Genomic DNA, 14,637 nt, shown 5'->3' with positions numbered 1-14,637 from the left:
TGACGGCCGCCCATCTGACGGCCGCCGATTTTACGGCCTCCCGCCGCGACGTCCGGCTCCCGGACGCCGCCCCGGCGACGACCCGGTGGGTCGTGCTGTCATGTTGATCACCCACGGGCGTGCCCTCGTGGTGTCGTGCCGCTCGTTAGGCTGGCGGGCATGGAACCGTGGGCGGGACACGAGGTGCCGCGGCTGCCGGGCAGGGGCGGGCCGCTGGCGTTGTACGACTCGGCGCGGCAGGGCGTGTATCCGAGCGATCCGACGGACGCGCGGATGTACGTCTGCGGCATCACCCCGTACGACGCGACCCACCTCGGCCACGCCGCCACCATGATCACGTTTGATCTGGTGCAGCGGGTGTGGCGGGACGCCGGGCGGCAGGTGCGGTACGTGCAGAACGTCACCGACATCGACGATCCGCTGCTGGAGCGCGCGGAGCGCGACGGTGAGGACTGGGTGGTCCTCGCGATGCGGGAGACGGCGCTGTTCCGGGAGGACATGGAGGCGCTGCGGATCATCCCGCCGCAGCACTACGTCGGCGCCGTCGAGTCGATCCCGGACATCGCCGAGAAGGTCCAGGTCCTGCTGAAGGACGGTGCCGCGTACCGCCTCGAGGACGGCACGGGCGACGTCTACTTCGACATCTCCGCCACCCCCCGGTTCGGCTACGAGTCGAACATGAGCCGCGAGCAGATGCTGGAGATCTTCCCGGAGCGCGGCGGCGACCCGGACCGGGAGGGCAAGCGCGACCCGCTCGACCCGCTGCTGTGGCGGGGCGCCCGCGAGCGCGAGCCGTCCTGGCCGGGCGGCGAGCTGGGGCCGGGGCGTCCGGGCTGGCACATCGAGTGCGCGGTGATCGCGCTCAACCTGCTGGGCGACCGGATCGACGTGCAGGGCGGCGGCAACGACCTCATCTTCCCGCACCACGAGGCGTCCGCGGCGCACGCCGAGCGGCTGACCGGTGAGGCGCCGTTCGCGGACCACTACGTGCACGCCGGCATGATCGGCCTGGACGGCGAGAAGATGTCCAAGTCGCGCGGCAACCTCGTCTTCGTGTCGCGGCTGCGCGCCGACCGGGTCGACCCGATGGCGGTCCGCCTGGCGCTGCTGTCCGGGCACTACCGCAGCGACCGCACGTGGACCGACGAGCTGCTGGCCGCCGCGCAGGAGCGGCTGGCCCGCTGGCGGCAGGCCGCCGCCGCGCCCGCCGGGCCGTCCGGGGCCGAGCTGCTGGCCGGCGTACGCGCTCGCCTCGCCGACGACCTCGACAGCCCGGGCGCGCTGGCGCTCGCCGACGCCTGGGCCGAGCAGGCCCTCGCGGGCACCGGCGACGACCCCGCCGCCCCGGCCCTGTTCGCCGACACCGTGGACGCCCTGCTCGGTATCCGCCTCTAACCCGCCCCCGCGCTCCCGCTCGTCCTCTCTCCCCGCGATCTTGCACTTTGTGCCCCGGCACAGAGGGCATACCGGGGCGGGACAAGGTCGGGCCCGCGTGGTTGCGGGTTGTCCTCACGAGCGTGATGCGTCAGGGGCATGAATATGACTCTGAGGCATCACGCTCCCGGTTGGCAGGTGCGCCGCCAACAGGCCACGCGAATCGGATAAAGCCCCAAACCCGCCGCCCCGAACCGATGATCGACTCGACATCCTTGAAGTCGCGGCGTCCACCGCACCCGGACACCGCGACATACAGACAACCCGTGTCGATCACCACCCGCCCCGACCCGTGACACCCACACAGTCCGAAGGGCGCACCGAAAGCTGCAAGATCGCGGGGGAGAGCAGGCCGGCGCTCGCGAACTCCCGCGCCGAGCAGGCCCTCGCGCGGCGCCTTCCACCACCGCGATCTTGCACTTTGTGCCCCGGCATAGGAGACATACCGGGGTGAAAGAAGGGCCGAAAGTGCAAGATCGCGGGGGTGGGGAGCGGGGGCGGGGAGCGGGACGGGGGGCGGGGAGCGGGGGTCAGCCCAGGACCAGGCCCGGGTCGGGGTCGGGGGCTTCGGCGGGGGCCGGGATCTTGTACTCCTCGGTGAGGGTGGTCATGGGACCGGGCCAGGTGGCCTGGGCGACCTCGATCGGTTTGTGCGCGCCGTCGTACGCGACGTGCAGCAGGTGCAGCACGGGGGTGTCGGGCCGGATCTGGAGGGTCTCGGCCTCCTCCCGGCTGGGCTGCCGGGCGCTGATCGTGTCGGTGGCGGTCACGTACCGCCGGCCGGTGGCCTCCTCGGCCTCCTGGTAGAGCGGCCGGCCGAACGCCTCGGCGCGCTCCAGCGAGGTGCCCGCGGCGTCTCCGGTCAGGAACCAGGAGGCGCCGACCTCGACGGGGGAGTCGTCGGTGCGGACGAGGTGCCGGCGGCAGATCAGCTCGGTGCCGTCGGGCACGCCGAACGCGTCGGCCACCTCGGGCGGTGCGGGCGCGCGGCCCACGGAGACGAGCTGCTGGCGGTACCGGGCGGCCAGGTCGGTGTGGTAGCCGCGGAAGCCGCCGTACCGTCCGCGGGCCAGGCGGTTGAGCCGCCGCCGGGTCCCCCGGACGTACGTGCCGGAGCCCGGCTTCGTGATGAGGACGCCCTCGACCCGCAGCTGGTCGACGGCGCGTTGCACGGTCTGCTTCGCGACGCCGAACATCTCGGCCATGGCCGGGATGGAGGGCAGCCGCTCGCCCGGGGCCCAGTCGCCGCGCCGCACCCGGGCCTTGAGCTGCGTCGCGATCTGCCGGTGCGGGAACTCGGCCGCCCCCGGGTTGATCTCCATGCCCGCCTCCCTGATCACAGCTAGGTTCCTAGGATGCCGTACACGGTGTGCGGCGCGCCACCCCGACACGCCACCACCGGCAGCGCGACTCACGACCGGGGGAAAAGACGAAAGCCCGGGCGGGGAAAAGACGAAAGCCCGGGCCACGAACCGGTCGTGGCCCGGGCTTTGGAATCGAGTGGACCGGCGATCCGGCGGTGTCCCGGGTGGAACGGATGGATCCCGTGAGCCGGGAGGGCTACCAGGAGCCGGCGGTGGGGCCGGCCGAGCCGCCGCGCCGGCGCAGGTACTTCTCGAACTCCTGGGCGATCTCATCGCCGGTCAGCGGCGTGATGCCGGCGTCGCCGACCCGTTCCTCCAGCTCGCGGACGTACTCGCCGAGTTCGGCGTCCTGCTCGGCGGCGCTGCGGACGCGCTGCTCCCACTCGGCGGCCTCCTCGGCGAGGTCGGCCATCGGCACCGGCAGGTCCAGGACCTCCTCGACCCGGTGAAGCAGGGCCAGGGTCGCCTTGGGGCAGGGCGGGTTGTTGGCGTAGTGCGGCACGTGCACCCAGAACGAGACGGCGTCGACCTCGGCGCGGGTGCACGCGTCCTGAAGGACGCCCACGATGCCGGTCGGCCCGTCGTAGCGGGTGGGGGTGAGCTGGTAGCGCTCGGCGGCCCGGGAGTCCGAGGCGCTGCCGCTGATCGGCAGCGGCCGGGTGTACGGCACGTCGGCGAGCAGCGCGCCGAGCAGCACCACCCGCTCGACCTCGAGGCTGTGGCAGATCTCCAGCACCTGTTCGCAGAAGGTGCGCCAGCGCATGCTCGGCTCGATGCCGCGAATCAGCACCACGTCGCGGTCGGTGCCCTCGGGGCTGGCGACCATGAACCGCGTCGTCGGCCACTCCACGCGGCGGGTCTCGCCCTCGGCCATCGTGATGGTCGGCCGGCTCACCTGGAAGTCGTAGAAGTCCTCCGGGTCCAGTTCGGCGACCTGGCGGGCCTGCCAGACCTGCTCCAGGTGCTCGACGGCGGCGGTGGAGGCGTCCGCGGCGTCGTTCCAGCCCTCGAACGCGGCGATGGCCACCGGCGAGCGCAGCACGGGCAGTCCGTCGAACTCGGTCACGCCCTCACCTCACCCTGCTCGTGGCGGGCGGCGGGGCCGGGCCCGGTCGTCCGCCGGCGGTGCACGGTGGCGTCCCTGTTCTCCTTCACGTCCGTCAGCCTACGTGCCGGGCCGGGATGCGGCCCGTCGGCCGCGCCGGTCGGCCGGCCCGACCACTCGGACGAAGTGGGTGAAAGCTCGCGCGGGTGATCCCGCTGACAGTATGTGGGAAGCACGGGTTGCGGCGGCCCGTCGGCGCCGCGCCGCACTAACCTGGCCGTGTGCGGACTTCGTTGCTCGATGCGCTGGCGGACCGGATCCTGATCGCCGACGGGGCGATGGGGACGATGCTGCAGGCGGCCGACCTGACCCTGGACGACTTCGACGGCCTCGAGGGCTGCAACGAGATCCTCAACGTCACGCGGCCGGACGTGGTCCGGGGCGTGCACGAGGCATACCTGGCCGCGGGCGCGGACTGCGTGGAGACCAACACCTTCGGCGCCAACCTGCCCAACCTCGGTGAGTACGGCATCGCGGGGCGGATCCGCGAGCTGTCGGAGGCGGGTGCGCGGCTCGCCCGGGAGGCCGCCGACGCGTACGCCTCGTCGGAGCAGCCGCGGTTCGTGCTGGGCTCGATGGGCCCCGGCACGAAGCTGCCCACCCTCGGGCACGCCGCCTACGCCACCCTGCGCGACGCGTACCAGGAGAACGCGGCCGGCCTGATCGCCGGTGGGGCCGATGCGCTGATCATCGAGACCTGCCAGGACCTGCTCCAGGTGAAGGCCGCCGTGGTCGGGGCTAAGCGTGCCCGGGCCGAGCTGGGGCGGGAGGTGCCGATCATCTGCCAGGTGGCCGTGGAGACCACCGGCACCATGCTGCTGGGCAGCGAGATCGGTGCGGCGCTGACCGCCCTCGAGCCGCTCGGCGTCGACCTGATCGGCCTCAACTGCTCGACCGGCCCGGCCGAGATGGGCGAGCACCTGCGTTACCTGTCCCAGCACGCGCGCATCCCGGTGTCGGTGATGCCGAACGCCGGCCTGCCCGTGCTGACCGCCGACGGGGCGTACTTCCCGTTGAGCCCCGTCGAGCTGGCCGACGCGCTGGAGCAGTTCGTCACCGACTACGGCGTCGCGCTGGTCGGCGGCTGTTGCGGCACCACCCCGGAACACATCCGGGTGCTGGTCGAGCGGCTGCGCGGACGGCGGCCGGTGGCCCGGGAGCCGCGTCCCGACGCGGGCGTCTCGTCGATCTACCACCACGTGCCGTTCGCCCAGGACGCGAGCATCCTGATGGTGGGGGAGCGCGCCAACGCCAACGGGTCCAAGGCGTTCCGGGAGGCGATGCTCGCCGGGGACTGGCAGGCGTGCGTCGAGATCGCCCGCGCCCAGGCGCGCGACGGCTCGCACCTGCTGGACCTCTGCGTCGACTACGTGGGGCGCGACGGCACGCAGGACATGCGCGAGCTGGCCGGCCGGTTCGCCACCGCGTCGACCCTGCCGATCGTGCTCGACTCCACCGAGCCGGCCGTGATCGAGGCGGGGCTGGAGATGCTCGGCGGCCGCTGCGTGGTCAACTCGGTGAACTTCGAGGACGGCGACGGCCCGGAGTCCCGGTACGCGCGGGTGATGCCGGTGGTCCGCGAGCACGGCGCCGCCGTGGTGGCGCTGCTCATCGACGAGGAGGGCCAGGCCCGTACGCGGGACTGGAAGGTACGCGTGGCGTCCCGGCTCATCGACGACCTGACCGGCCGGTGGGGGCTGCGCCGGGAGGACATCCTCATCGACGCGCTGACCTTCCCCATCGCCACGGGGCAGGAGGAGACCCGGCGCGACGGGATCGAGACGATCGAGGCGATCCGGGAGATCGCGACGCGCTACCCGGGGGTCAACTTCACGCTCGGCATCTCGAACGTGTCGTTCGGCCTGAACCCGGCCGCCCGGCAGGTGCTCAACTCGGTCTTCCTGCACGAGTGCGCGCAGGCCGGCCTGACGTCGGCGATCGTGCACGCCAGCAAGATCCTGCCGATGTCGAAGATCCCCGACGAGCAGCGCGAGGTCGCGCTCGACCTGATCCACGACCGGCGCCGCGAGGGGTACGACCCGGTGCAGCGGTTCATCGAGATCTTCGAGGGGGTCGACGCCGCGTCGGCGCGGGCCACCCGGGCCGAGGAGCTGGCAGCGCTGCCGCTGGACGAGCGGCTCAAGCGGCGGATCATCGACGGCGAGCGCACCGGCCTGGAGGCGGACCTCGACACGGCGATGGCCGAGGGGCGTACGCCGCTGTCGATTATCAACGACCTGCTGCTGGACGGCATGAAGGTGGTCGGTGAGCTGTTCGGCTCCGGCCAGATGCAGCTGCCGTTCGTGCTCCAGTCCGCCGAGGTGATGAAGACCGCGGTGGCCTACCTGGAGCCGCACATGGAGAAGACGGACGACGACGGCAAGGGGCGCATCGTGCTCGCCACCGTGAAGGGCGACGTGCACGACATCGGCAAGAACCTGGTGGACATCATCCTGTCCAACAACGGCTACGACGTCGTCAACATCGGCATCAAGCAGCCGATCAACGCGATCCTCGACGCCGCCGAGGAGCACCGCGCCGACGCCATCGGCATGTCCGGCCTGCTGGTCAAGAGCACGGTCATCATGAAGGAGAACCTGGCCGAGATGGCCAGTCGCGGGGTCGCGGAACGCTGGCCGGTCCTGCTCGGCGGGGCCGCGCTGACCCGGGCGTACGTCGAGGACGACCTGCGGTCGATGTTCCCCGGCCAGGTGCACTACGCGCGCGACGCGTTCGAGGGCCTGGCCCTCATGGACCGGGTGATGGCCGCCAAGCGCGGCGGCGCGCCCGTGGTCGACCCGGAGCGGGAGGCGGCTCTCGCGGCCCGCCGGGCGCGCCGGGAGCGGCAGCGGGCGGTCGTCACCGAGTCGCTGCCGGCGCTGGACGACGCCTCGGTGCGCTCGGACGTGGCGCGGGACGTCCAGGTGCCGGCCCCGCCGTTCTTCGGCACCCGGGTGGTCAAGGGTGTGCCCCTCGCGGACTACGCGGCGCTGCTCGACGAGCGGGCCACGTTCCTCGGACAGTGGGGGCTGCGCGGCGCCCGGGGCGGCACGGGTCCGTCGTACGAGGAGCTGGTGGAGACCGAGGGGCGGCCCCGGCTGCGGTACTGGCTGGACCGGCTCATCGCCGACCAGGTGCTCGAGGCGGCCGTCGTGTACGGGTACTTCCCCGCGTACAGCGAGGGCAACGACCTCGTGGTGCTCGACGAGAACGGCCACGCCGAGCGGGCCCGGTTCTCCTTCCCTCGGCAGCGCCAGGAGCGGCGGCTCTGTCTGGCCGACTTCTTCCGGCCGCGGGGTGAGGAGCTGGACGTGGTGGCCCTGCAGCTGGTCACCGTGGGGCAGCCGATCAGCGAGTACACGGCGAAGCTGTTCGCCCGCAACGAGTACCGCGACTACCTGGAGGTGCACGGCCTGTCCGTGCAGCTCACCGAGGCGCTGGCCGAGTACTGGCACAAGCGGGTGCGCGCCGAGCTGACGCTGCCCGGCGGCCGTACGGTGGCCGACGACGACCCGACGGACCTGGCCGGCCTGCTGCGCACCGACTACCGCGGCTGCCGGTACGCCTTCGGCTACCCGGCGTGCCCCGACCTGGAGGACCGGGCGAAGATCGTGGAGCTGCTCGGGGCGGAGCGGATCGGCGTGCAGCTGTCCGAGGAGTTCCAGCTGATGCCGGAGCAGGCCACCGACGCCATCGTGGTGCACCACCCGGAGGCCAGCTACTTCAACGCGAAGTGACATGTCCCTGCCCGAGCTACGCGACCTGCTGGAACGGCACGTACGGCCCGATCTGACCACGGCGATCGACGGCGTCCGGATCTGCAGGATCGACCCGGGCGCTCCGCCGGTGACCTCGATGTCGGGCACCGTTCTGGCGATCATCGCCCGGGGTCGCAAGCGCCTCGCGTTGGCGGACCGGATGTACGAGTACGGCGTCGGTCAGTACCTCGTCGCCTCGGTCGATCTCCCGGTGACGGGGCACGTCGTCGACGCGGACGCGGGCCGGCCCGCGCTCGGTTTCGGGATGACCCTGGAACCTGCCGCCGTCGCCGAGCTGCTGCTGGAGGTCGGGCCGGGGGATCTGCCGGGTTCCGCCGGTACCGCTCGGCCGGGAATCGCGGTCAGTGACGCTCCGGACGAGTTGCTCGACGCTGTCGTCCGGCTGCTGCGCCTGCTCGACCGGCCCCGGGACCGGAAGGCGCTGGCCCCGGTGTTCAAGCGCGAGATCCTCTGGCGGTTGATGACCGGTGAACAGGGCGACCTCGTCCGTCAGCTCGGCCTCGTGGACAGCAGCCTCAGCCACATCACACGGGCGGTGCGGTGGATCCGGGAGAACTACGCCCGGCCGTTCCGCGTCGAGGAGCTGGCGCAGCTGTCGGGGATGAGCCTGTCCGCCTTCCACCGGAACTTCCAGGCGCTGACGGCGATGAGCCCGATCCAGTACCAGAAGCACATCCGCCTGCAGGCGGCGAGATTGCTGCTGGCGAACAACCCCCACGACGTCACCGGCGTGGGCAGCCGCGTCGGATACGAGAGCCCGTCCCAGTTCAGCCGGGAGTATCGCCGCCTGTTCGGTGTTCCGCCCAGCGTCGACGCGGCACGTATCCGTGGCGGCGCCGGCCCCGCCGCCGGCGCACCGGCGTTGCCGTGACATCGCCGCGGCGAGCAGGATCGTGCAACCACCCAGGACGATTCTGCTAGCACGGGGTTTGCGGGTTTGTTTTGCTGGAATCACCACCGGAACGGCCACAGGGTTCCGGACCGGTGCTGGCAGGACAGGAGGCAGGGACCGTGGATGACACCGTCGCGCGAGCCCTCGCCATCGGACCGGACTCCTCCCCGGCGGAGCGCACCATCGACATCACCACGCTGGGCGCCCGCACGGGCATCCCGCGCCGCATCGAGATCTGGTTCCACCGCGTCGACGGTCGCTGGTACCTCAGCGGTATGCCCGGACCCCGTAGTTGGTACGCGAACCTGCGCGCCAACCCGCGGTTCACGGTGCATCTCAAGCACGGGGTCAGAGCCGACCTGCCAGCGACCGCGGTGCCCGTCGACGAGCCGACCCGACGGCGAGTGATCACCGCGATCCTCGACCTCCAGAACCGGCCCGAGATCGCCGCCCGGGTCGCCCGGCGCCAGGAGTTCGACGACTCGCCGCAGTACTTCAGCGACGAGCGGAAGCTCGACGTGGTCGAACAGCTCGTTCCGCTCGCCGAGAAGGCCGGCCTGCCGATGGCCCACCTCGCGATGGCGTTCGCGATCGCCCATCCGGGCGTGACCTCGGCGATCCTCGGGCCACGCACCATGGAACAGCTCGACGACCTGCTCGCCGGCGCCGACGTCATCCTGGACGACGAGATCCTCGACCGGATCGACGAGATCGCCCCGCCCGGTACCGACGCCGGCCCCAACCAGGCGGCCTACACGCCACCGGCCATCTCGGACGTGAACCTGCGCCGCCGGCCGATCGCCGAACGTTCCGCGGCCTGAGACGACGGCTCCGGTCGCGCCGGGAGCATCAGCTCCGGGCACTACCAGGTGGGGGCCGGGCGATCCGCCCGGCCCCCATCCTGTTGATCAACCGCATCGCTCGTTCCGATGGCACTTGATGCCGATTCGGGCGAGCATGCCCAGAATTATCCCTACGATGAGGTCTCTCCATGGAGGTGAAGGACATGCCGACCTATGTCGCGTTGCTGAACTGGACCGATCAGGGGATCCGAAACTACAAGGACACCGCGACGCGCGCCGACGCCTTCGCCACAGCGACCAAGATTGTCGGGGCGGATCTCCAAAAGCTTTACTGGACCGTCGGTCCGTACGACCTCGTGGCCGTCGTCGAGGCGCCCGACGAGGAAACCGCAGCCGCGGCGCTCCTGCAGCTCGGCGGGGCGGGCAACGTGCGTACCACCACCCTGCGGGCCTTCGGTCGGGAGGAGATGGAACGCGTCATCGGCAAGACCGCTGGCTAAGGGCCTTCCACCCGCTGCCGTTGTTGATGAGGATGTGCAGTGGGCCCTGCCAGTCGGCAACGAACGCCGCCACCGAGGCCAGTCGGCGAGGTCGAGCGGGGCCACCAGGGCCTGACCGGTATCGGTGCCGGCGGAGATGGCGTCGGCGACCCGCTGGCCCGCCTCGACATTGCGGACCGCAAGGGTTCGCCGGCGGATGCTTTCCCCACGAGGCCCTGTGTGGAACGGGTGGGGGCCGGGCGGTTCGCCCGGCCCCCGCCGTTCGTTCCGGCTCGGTCAGCCGAGGTACTTCTCCCACGGGCCCGTGATGGCCAGGGTGAGGCCCGGGTCCTGCATGTTGACGAAGAGCACCTTGCCGTCGGCGCTGAACGTCGGCCCGCAGAACTCGGAGTCGTTGAGCTGGTTGCGGGCGATCGCGTACGTCGGGCCGCCCGGGATCGAGCTGAGCACGTGGGACGCGCCCGAGCCGTCCTCGGCGAGCACCAGGCTTCCCCACGGGGTGACGGTCACGTTGTCCGGCCCGTCGAAGGTGAGGTCGTTGTACTTGACCGCCGTACCCTCCTCGGACTGGGTCTGGTGCGGGAAGTACGTCACGAGCTGGATGGTCTGGGCGCGGTAGTCGTAGAACCAGACCATGCCGTCGTGCGGCGCCGCGTCCGCCGGCAGGTCACCCTCGTCCCACGCGTACGAGTTGACCACGTACACGCCCTCGTCGGTGCCCCACACGCCCTCGAACTTGCGTCCGCGGGTGACCTGGCCGTCGGCGAACTGCTCGCGTACCGGCTTCGTCCGCGCGTCGCGGTCGGGCACCTCGATCCACCGGACGGGGAACGGGCGGCCCAGCTGGGCGGAGGTCAGGTAGGCGACGTCCGGCAGCACCGAGCCGTCGTCCATGATGATCTGCATCGCCGCGAGGACGCCGGCGTCGGCCTGGAGACCGGTGAGCACGCCGGGGCCGAGCTTCACGCCGCGGGGCGCGGTCCAGCGGTAGAAGAGGCCGTTGGGGCCGTCGGCGTCCTCGGAGAGGTAGACCTTGGTGCGGTCCTTGTCGACGGCCAGAGCCTCGTGGGAGTAGCGGCCCAGGCACTTGATCGGCCGCGGGTCCGCGCCGCCGTCGGCCCGGACCTCGAAGACGTAGCCGTGGTCCTTCTGGAAGACGCCGGTCCGGCCGTTCTCCTCCCACGTCTCGCCGGCCCGGTCCTCGGTCTCCTCGCAGGTGAGCCAGGTGCCCCACGGGGTCGGCCCGCCGGCGCAGTTGGCGACGGTGCCGGAGAGGGCGACGAACTCGCCGAGGTTGCGGCCGTCCCGGTCGGTCCTGATCACGGTGCAGCCACCGGCGTCGACGGCGCCCGGGTCGTAGACCGTGCCCTTGACGTGCGGCACGCCGAACGCCTCGCCCGGGTCGATCTCGTGGTTCTGGATGAGGGTGTAGCGGCCGTGCCCGGCGTCGTAGACGGCCATGCCGTCGTGGGCGGCCGGGGTCAGGCCCTGGCCCTGGTCGAGCCGGGTGACGCCGGTCCGGGTCACGATGGTGTAGCGGAAGCCCTCGGGCAGGGCCAGGATGCCCTTGGGGTCGTCGACGAGCGGCGGGAAGGGCACGTGGCCGGCGCCGGCCGGCGGGCGGGGCCGACCCGGGTGGGCCTGAGCCAGGGACGGGAGGCCGCCGGCGACGGCAAGCCCCACGCCGGCGGCGGCACCGCCGGCGAGGAAGGTACGACGGGACGAAGGCACGTGGATCAGCTCCTGGTCAAGGCAAGTGTGACGTGGGGACAGCCAACTCCTGCGGGCGGACGCCGACGCGTCCCTCGCGGGATCGACCGGTGACATCCGCGTGAAGAATCAGGGCTACTCACGCGTCGTCCAGGCGGCGGTGTGCCGCCCCGGGACGGCCTGACGGGGCCGGGCCGGAAGGGCCGACCGCCACGACTCGTGGAAGATCAATCGCTCTCCGCACTGGTCACATGATCGATTTTCCTGGCAGGGTTGGTAGATGGCCGCGCTGCTCCGCTCCCGACTGACCGACTGGACCGTCGTCGTACCGCTGCTCGCCGTGCTGGTGCTAGCCCTCACCTGGAATCGTGAACTACCGGCCGCCGTGACGTTCCTGGTGGCCGCGTTCCTCGCGGGCGCGGTGCTGGCGGCCGTGCACCACGCCGAGGTGGTGGCGCACCGGGTGGGGGAGCCGTTCGGCTCGCTGGTGCTGGCGGTGGCGGTGACGGTCATCGAGGTGGCGCTCATCGTCACGCTGATGATCAGCGGCGGTGACAAGACCCAGGCGCTGGCCCGGGACACCGTGTTCGCGGCCGTGATGATCACCTGTAACGGGATCCTCGGCCTGTCCCTGCTGCTCGGCGCGCTGCGCCGGCGGGTCGCCGTGTTCAACCCGGAGGGCACCGGTGGCGCGCTCGCGACCGTGATCACCCTCGCCGCGCTGAGCCTGGTGCTTCCCACGTTCACCACGAGCCGGCCGGGCCCGGAGTTCAGCCCCGCCCAGCTGACGTTCGCGGCGGTGGCGTCGCTCGCGCTGTACGGGCTGTTCGTGCTCGTGCAGACCGGCCGGCACCGCGACTACTTCCTGCCGGTGACCAGCGAGGGGCGGGTGATCGACGCCGAGGAGCACGCGAGCCCGCCGACCAACCGGGCCGCCCTGCTGAGCCTCGGCCTGCTGCTGGTCGCCCTCGTGGCGGTCGTGGGCGACGCCAAGACCGTCTCCCCGACCATCGAGGCGGGCGTGGCCGCCGCGAACCTGCCCCAGTCGTTCGTGGGCGTGGTGATCGCCCTGCTGGTGCTGCTGCCCGAGACGCTCGCCGCCGCCCGCGCGGCCCGGCGCGACCGGGTGCAGATCAGCCTGAACCTGGCCCTCGGCTCGGCGATGGCGAGCATCGGGTTGACCATCCCGGCCATCGCGATCGCCTCGATCTGGCTGGACGGGCCGCTGCTGCTCGGGTTGGGCGGCACCCAACTGGTGCTGCTCGCGCTCACCGCCATAACGGGTGTGCTCACCGTGGTGCCGGGGCGGGCCACGCTGTTGCAGGCCGGTGGGCATCTGGTGCTGCTCGCCGCGTTCGTCTTCCTGGCCGCCAGTCCCTGACCCGCCCCGGCCGGTGCCGCCGCGGGGCCCCGGTCCGGCGCCACCCTGTGCCAGGTGACGCGTGGACCGGGATCCCGCGGGTGTCGGGACTACGGCCAGGGGTAGAGGACCAGCGTCCAGGACGACGCCGACTCCTGCCGGCAGGAGTACGCGCTGTAGATCTGCTGGGCGTACACCCAGTCGTCACCGGTCTCGTCGCAGGCCGCCGCGGACGGGTAGCCGCCGCCGTTGATGACCTTCTGCAGGAGCTTGGTGGCGACGTAGTCGGCGACCCTGTTGCCGGTGGCGACGCCGTAGTCGGCGTCCCACTGGTAGTGCACGCCCAGGTAGATGCGGCTGCGGGCGTTCTCGGTGGCCGCCGCGCTGAAGCTGCTGAACGTGCGGGTCACGCCGACGGCGTGCGGGTCCTCGGTGGTCGCCGTGAAGGAGATGGCGTCGGTGCCGAAGTAGCGTTCCATGGTGCGGGCCCAGGCGGCGCCGAAGGTGGCGTGGCCGGAGACGTACGCGGGGAACGGCGGGCTGAAGTTGACGCCGTTGCGGTCGGCCGACAGCGGCTTCCACGCCGTGTCGGCGGTGGTCTGGGCGTTGCCGTCGGTCGCGGCCAGCTGGATGGCGCTCTCCGGCCGCCACAGGTCGATCTCGGTGAGGTACTTCGCGTCCCACGAGGCGATGCCGGCGTCGGCCATGGCCCCGGCGACGAGGGCGAACAGGCGCAGGTTGGCCATCTGGTCGAGGCCGCGCTGGGCGGACACGATCCGGGTGTGCGCGAACAGCTGGCCCGGCGGCTTGTAGGTGCCGTCGAGGTCGTTGGCCCAGAACCAGGCGATCTGCGTCTGCGTGGCGGTGCGGGTGGAGCCGGTGGCCCGGCCCAGGCTCTTGACCTCGTTGACCTGGCTGGCGTACGCGGCGCTGCTCAGCAGCGCCGGCATGGTGGAGTAGCCGCCGGGCAGCCGCGGCCGGAACTGACCGATCTTGTACGCCTCGGAGGCGCGGGAGAACATGCGGACGTTACCCCAGTTGGGGGTGGCGGCGTCGCCGGAGCCGGTGGGACGCCAGTAGCCCGGGTTGGTGTTGGGCGTGTACGTCGTGTTGGTGGCCGACCCGTCGCTCTGCCGGTAGGTGACCATGTTGGTGCCGGCCTTGACGCCGACGGCGCTCCCCTGCTGCTGGGAGGCGTCGGTGGGGATGCCGCTCTGCGCGGCGGTGAGGTCGGCCGAGAAATTGATGGACGGGTACAACGCGGTCAGGACGGTGTGGGCGGCGTAGTCGATGGCCGTTTCGACATCCGGGTTCGCCCAATTTCCGCTGATTGTGTTGTCGCCGGTGTAGTCGATTGCCAGGCAGTCGAAAACGTTGTAGCTGCCCGACTTGTAGCAGTTGATGGTATTGACGGCGTTGTACATCGCGAGGTGCATCATCGCGCCGGATCTGGCCAGCGGGCCGGGTGCGCCGCCGGCCATGCGGTAGGTCTTGAGCAGCACGTCGTTCCAGTGCAGGACGTGGTCGCCGATCGGCGCGGCCTGCGCCGGGCCGCCGGCGGCCGTCACGGCGACCGGTGTGAGCAGGAGGGCGAGCGCTGTGGCGAGCGCGCGTCTGAGGGATTTCCGCATGACGATTTCAGCTCCCTTGTTTCCCCGTAGGTGCCATGCCGCAGTGAGTCTCCGGTCCG

At 71.6% G+C, this 14,637-nt stretch carries 10 protein-coding genes; 6 read left to right on the top strand and 4 right to left on the bottom strand.

All coding sequences use genetic code 11. The features are described 5' to 3' along the window. Positions 1-159: 159 nt before the first annotated feature. Positions 160-1,395, top strand: a complete 1,236-nt coding sequence (gene mshC / locus D7193_RS28220) for a cysteine--1-D-myo-inosityl 2-amino-2-deoxy-alpha-D-glucopyranoside ligase (RefSeq protein WP_120782666.1) — start codon at positions 160-162, stop codon at positions 1,393-1,395. Between the two features lie 569 nt (positions 1,396-1,964). Here the strand turns inward: mshC and D7193_RS28215 are convergent. After that, positions 1,965-2,756, bottom strand: a complete 792-nt coding sequence (locus D7193_RS28215; protein ID WP_120782665.1) for a GntR family transcriptional regulator — start codon at positions 2,754-2,756, stop codon at positions 1,965-1,967. A 238-nt stretch (positions 2,757-2,994) separates the two neighbouring features. After that, on the bottom strand, positions 2,995-3,864 hold the full coding sequence (locus tag D7193_RS28210; RefSeq protein ID WP_120782664.1) for a PAC2 family protein: 870 nt from the start codon (positions 3,862-3,864) through the stop codon (positions 2,995-2,997). Positions 3,865-4,124: 260 nt separating this feature from the next. Here D7193_RS28210 and metH point away from each other — a divergent pair, with 260 nt between their 5' ends. From metH to D7193_RS28190, 4 genes are all read left to right on the top strand, one after another. Beyond that, on the top strand, positions 4,125-7,640 hold the full coding sequence (gene metH, locus D7193_RS28205; RefSeq protein WP_174242755.1) for a methionine synthase: 3,516 nt from the start codon (positions 4,125-4,127) through the stop codon (positions 7,638-7,640). A 1-nt stretch (position 7,641) separates the two neighbouring features. Continuing rightward, positions 7,642-8,553: an AraC family transcriptional regulator gene (locus tag D7193_RS28200; protein WP_120782662.1), complete on the top strand. Its 912-nt coding sequence runs from the start codon at positions 7,642-7,644 to the stop codon at positions 8,551-8,553. A gap of 140 nt (positions 8,554-8,693) precedes the next feature. After that, complete coding sequence (locus D7193_RS28195; protein ID WP_120782661.1) at positions 8,694-9,395, top strand: aldo/keto reductase; 702 nt, start codon at positions 8,694-8,696, stop codon at positions 9,393-9,395. 170 nt (positions 9,396-9,565) lie between these two features. Beyond that, positions 9,566-9,877, top strand: a complete 312-nt coding sequence (locus tag D7193_RS28190) for a GYD domain-containing protein (RefSeq protein WP_206612010.1) — start codon at positions 9,566-9,568, stop codon at positions 9,875-9,877. Between the two features lie 276 nt (positions 9,878-10,153). On the opposite strand, the gene D7193_RS28180 is transcribed toward D7193_RS28190, so the two are convergent. Beyond that, positions 10,154-11,608: an alkaline phosphatase PhoX gene (locus tag D7193_RS28180; protein WP_120782660.1), complete on the bottom strand. Its 1,455-nt coding sequence runs from the start codon at positions 11,606-11,608 to the stop codon at positions 10,154-10,156. Between the two features lie 259 nt (positions 11,609-11,867). Here D7193_RS28180 and D7193_RS28175 point away from each other — a divergent pair, with 259 nt between their 5' ends. Beyond that, on the top strand, positions 11,868-12,968 hold the full coding sequence (locus D7193_RS28175; protein WP_174242754.1) for a calcium:cation antiporter: 1,101 nt from the start codon (positions 11,868-11,870) through the stop codon (positions 12,966-12,968). 89 nt (positions 12,969-13,057) lie between these two features. Here D7193_RS28175 and D7193_RS28170 read toward each other — a convergent pair whose 3' ends face one another. Further along, on the bottom strand, positions 13,058-14,578 hold the full coding sequence (locus D7193_RS28170; protein ID WP_206612009.1) for a vanadium-dependent haloperoxidase: 1,521 nt from the start codon (positions 14,576-14,578) through the stop codon (positions 13,058-13,060). Between the last annotated feature and the right edge of the window lie 59 nt (positions 14,579-14,637).

Source organism: Micromonospora costi (assembly GCF_003626655.1).
GTDB classification, from domain to species: domain Bacteria; phylum Actinomycetota; class Actinomycetes; order Mycobacteriales; family Micromonosporaceae; genus Micromonospora; species Micromonospora costi.
The sequence above is the reverse complement of the archived record's forward strand: the minus strand, read 5'-3'. Positions and strand labels throughout refer to the sequence as shown.

Excerpts from the sequence above, each read along its gene's own strand:
- mshC (WP_120782666.1), top strand. The coding sequence starts at position 160 with ATGGAACCGTGGGCGGGACACGAGGTGCCGCGGCTGCCGGGCAGGGGC.
- D7193_RS28215 (WP_120782665.1), bottom strand. The coding sequence starts at position 2,756 with ATGGAGATCAACCCGGGGGCGGCCGAGTTCCCGCACCGGCAGATCGCG.
- D7193_RS28200 (WP_120782662.1), top strand. The coding sequence starts at position 7,642 with ATGTCCCTGCCCGAGCTACGCGACCTGCTGGAACGGCACGTACGGCCC.
- D7193_RS28190 (WP_206612010.1), top strand. The coding sequence starts at position 9,566 with ATGGAGGTGAAGGACATGCCGACCTATGTCGCGTTGCTGAACTGGACC.
- D7193_RS28175 (WP_174242754.1), top strand. The coding sequence starts at position 11,868 with ATGGCCGCGCTGCTCCGCTCCCGACTGACCGACTGGACCGTCGTCGTA.
- D7193_RS28170 (WP_206612009.1), bottom strand. The coding sequence starts at position 14,578 with ATGCGGAAATCCCTCAGACGCGCGCTCGCCACAGCGCTCGCCCTCCTG.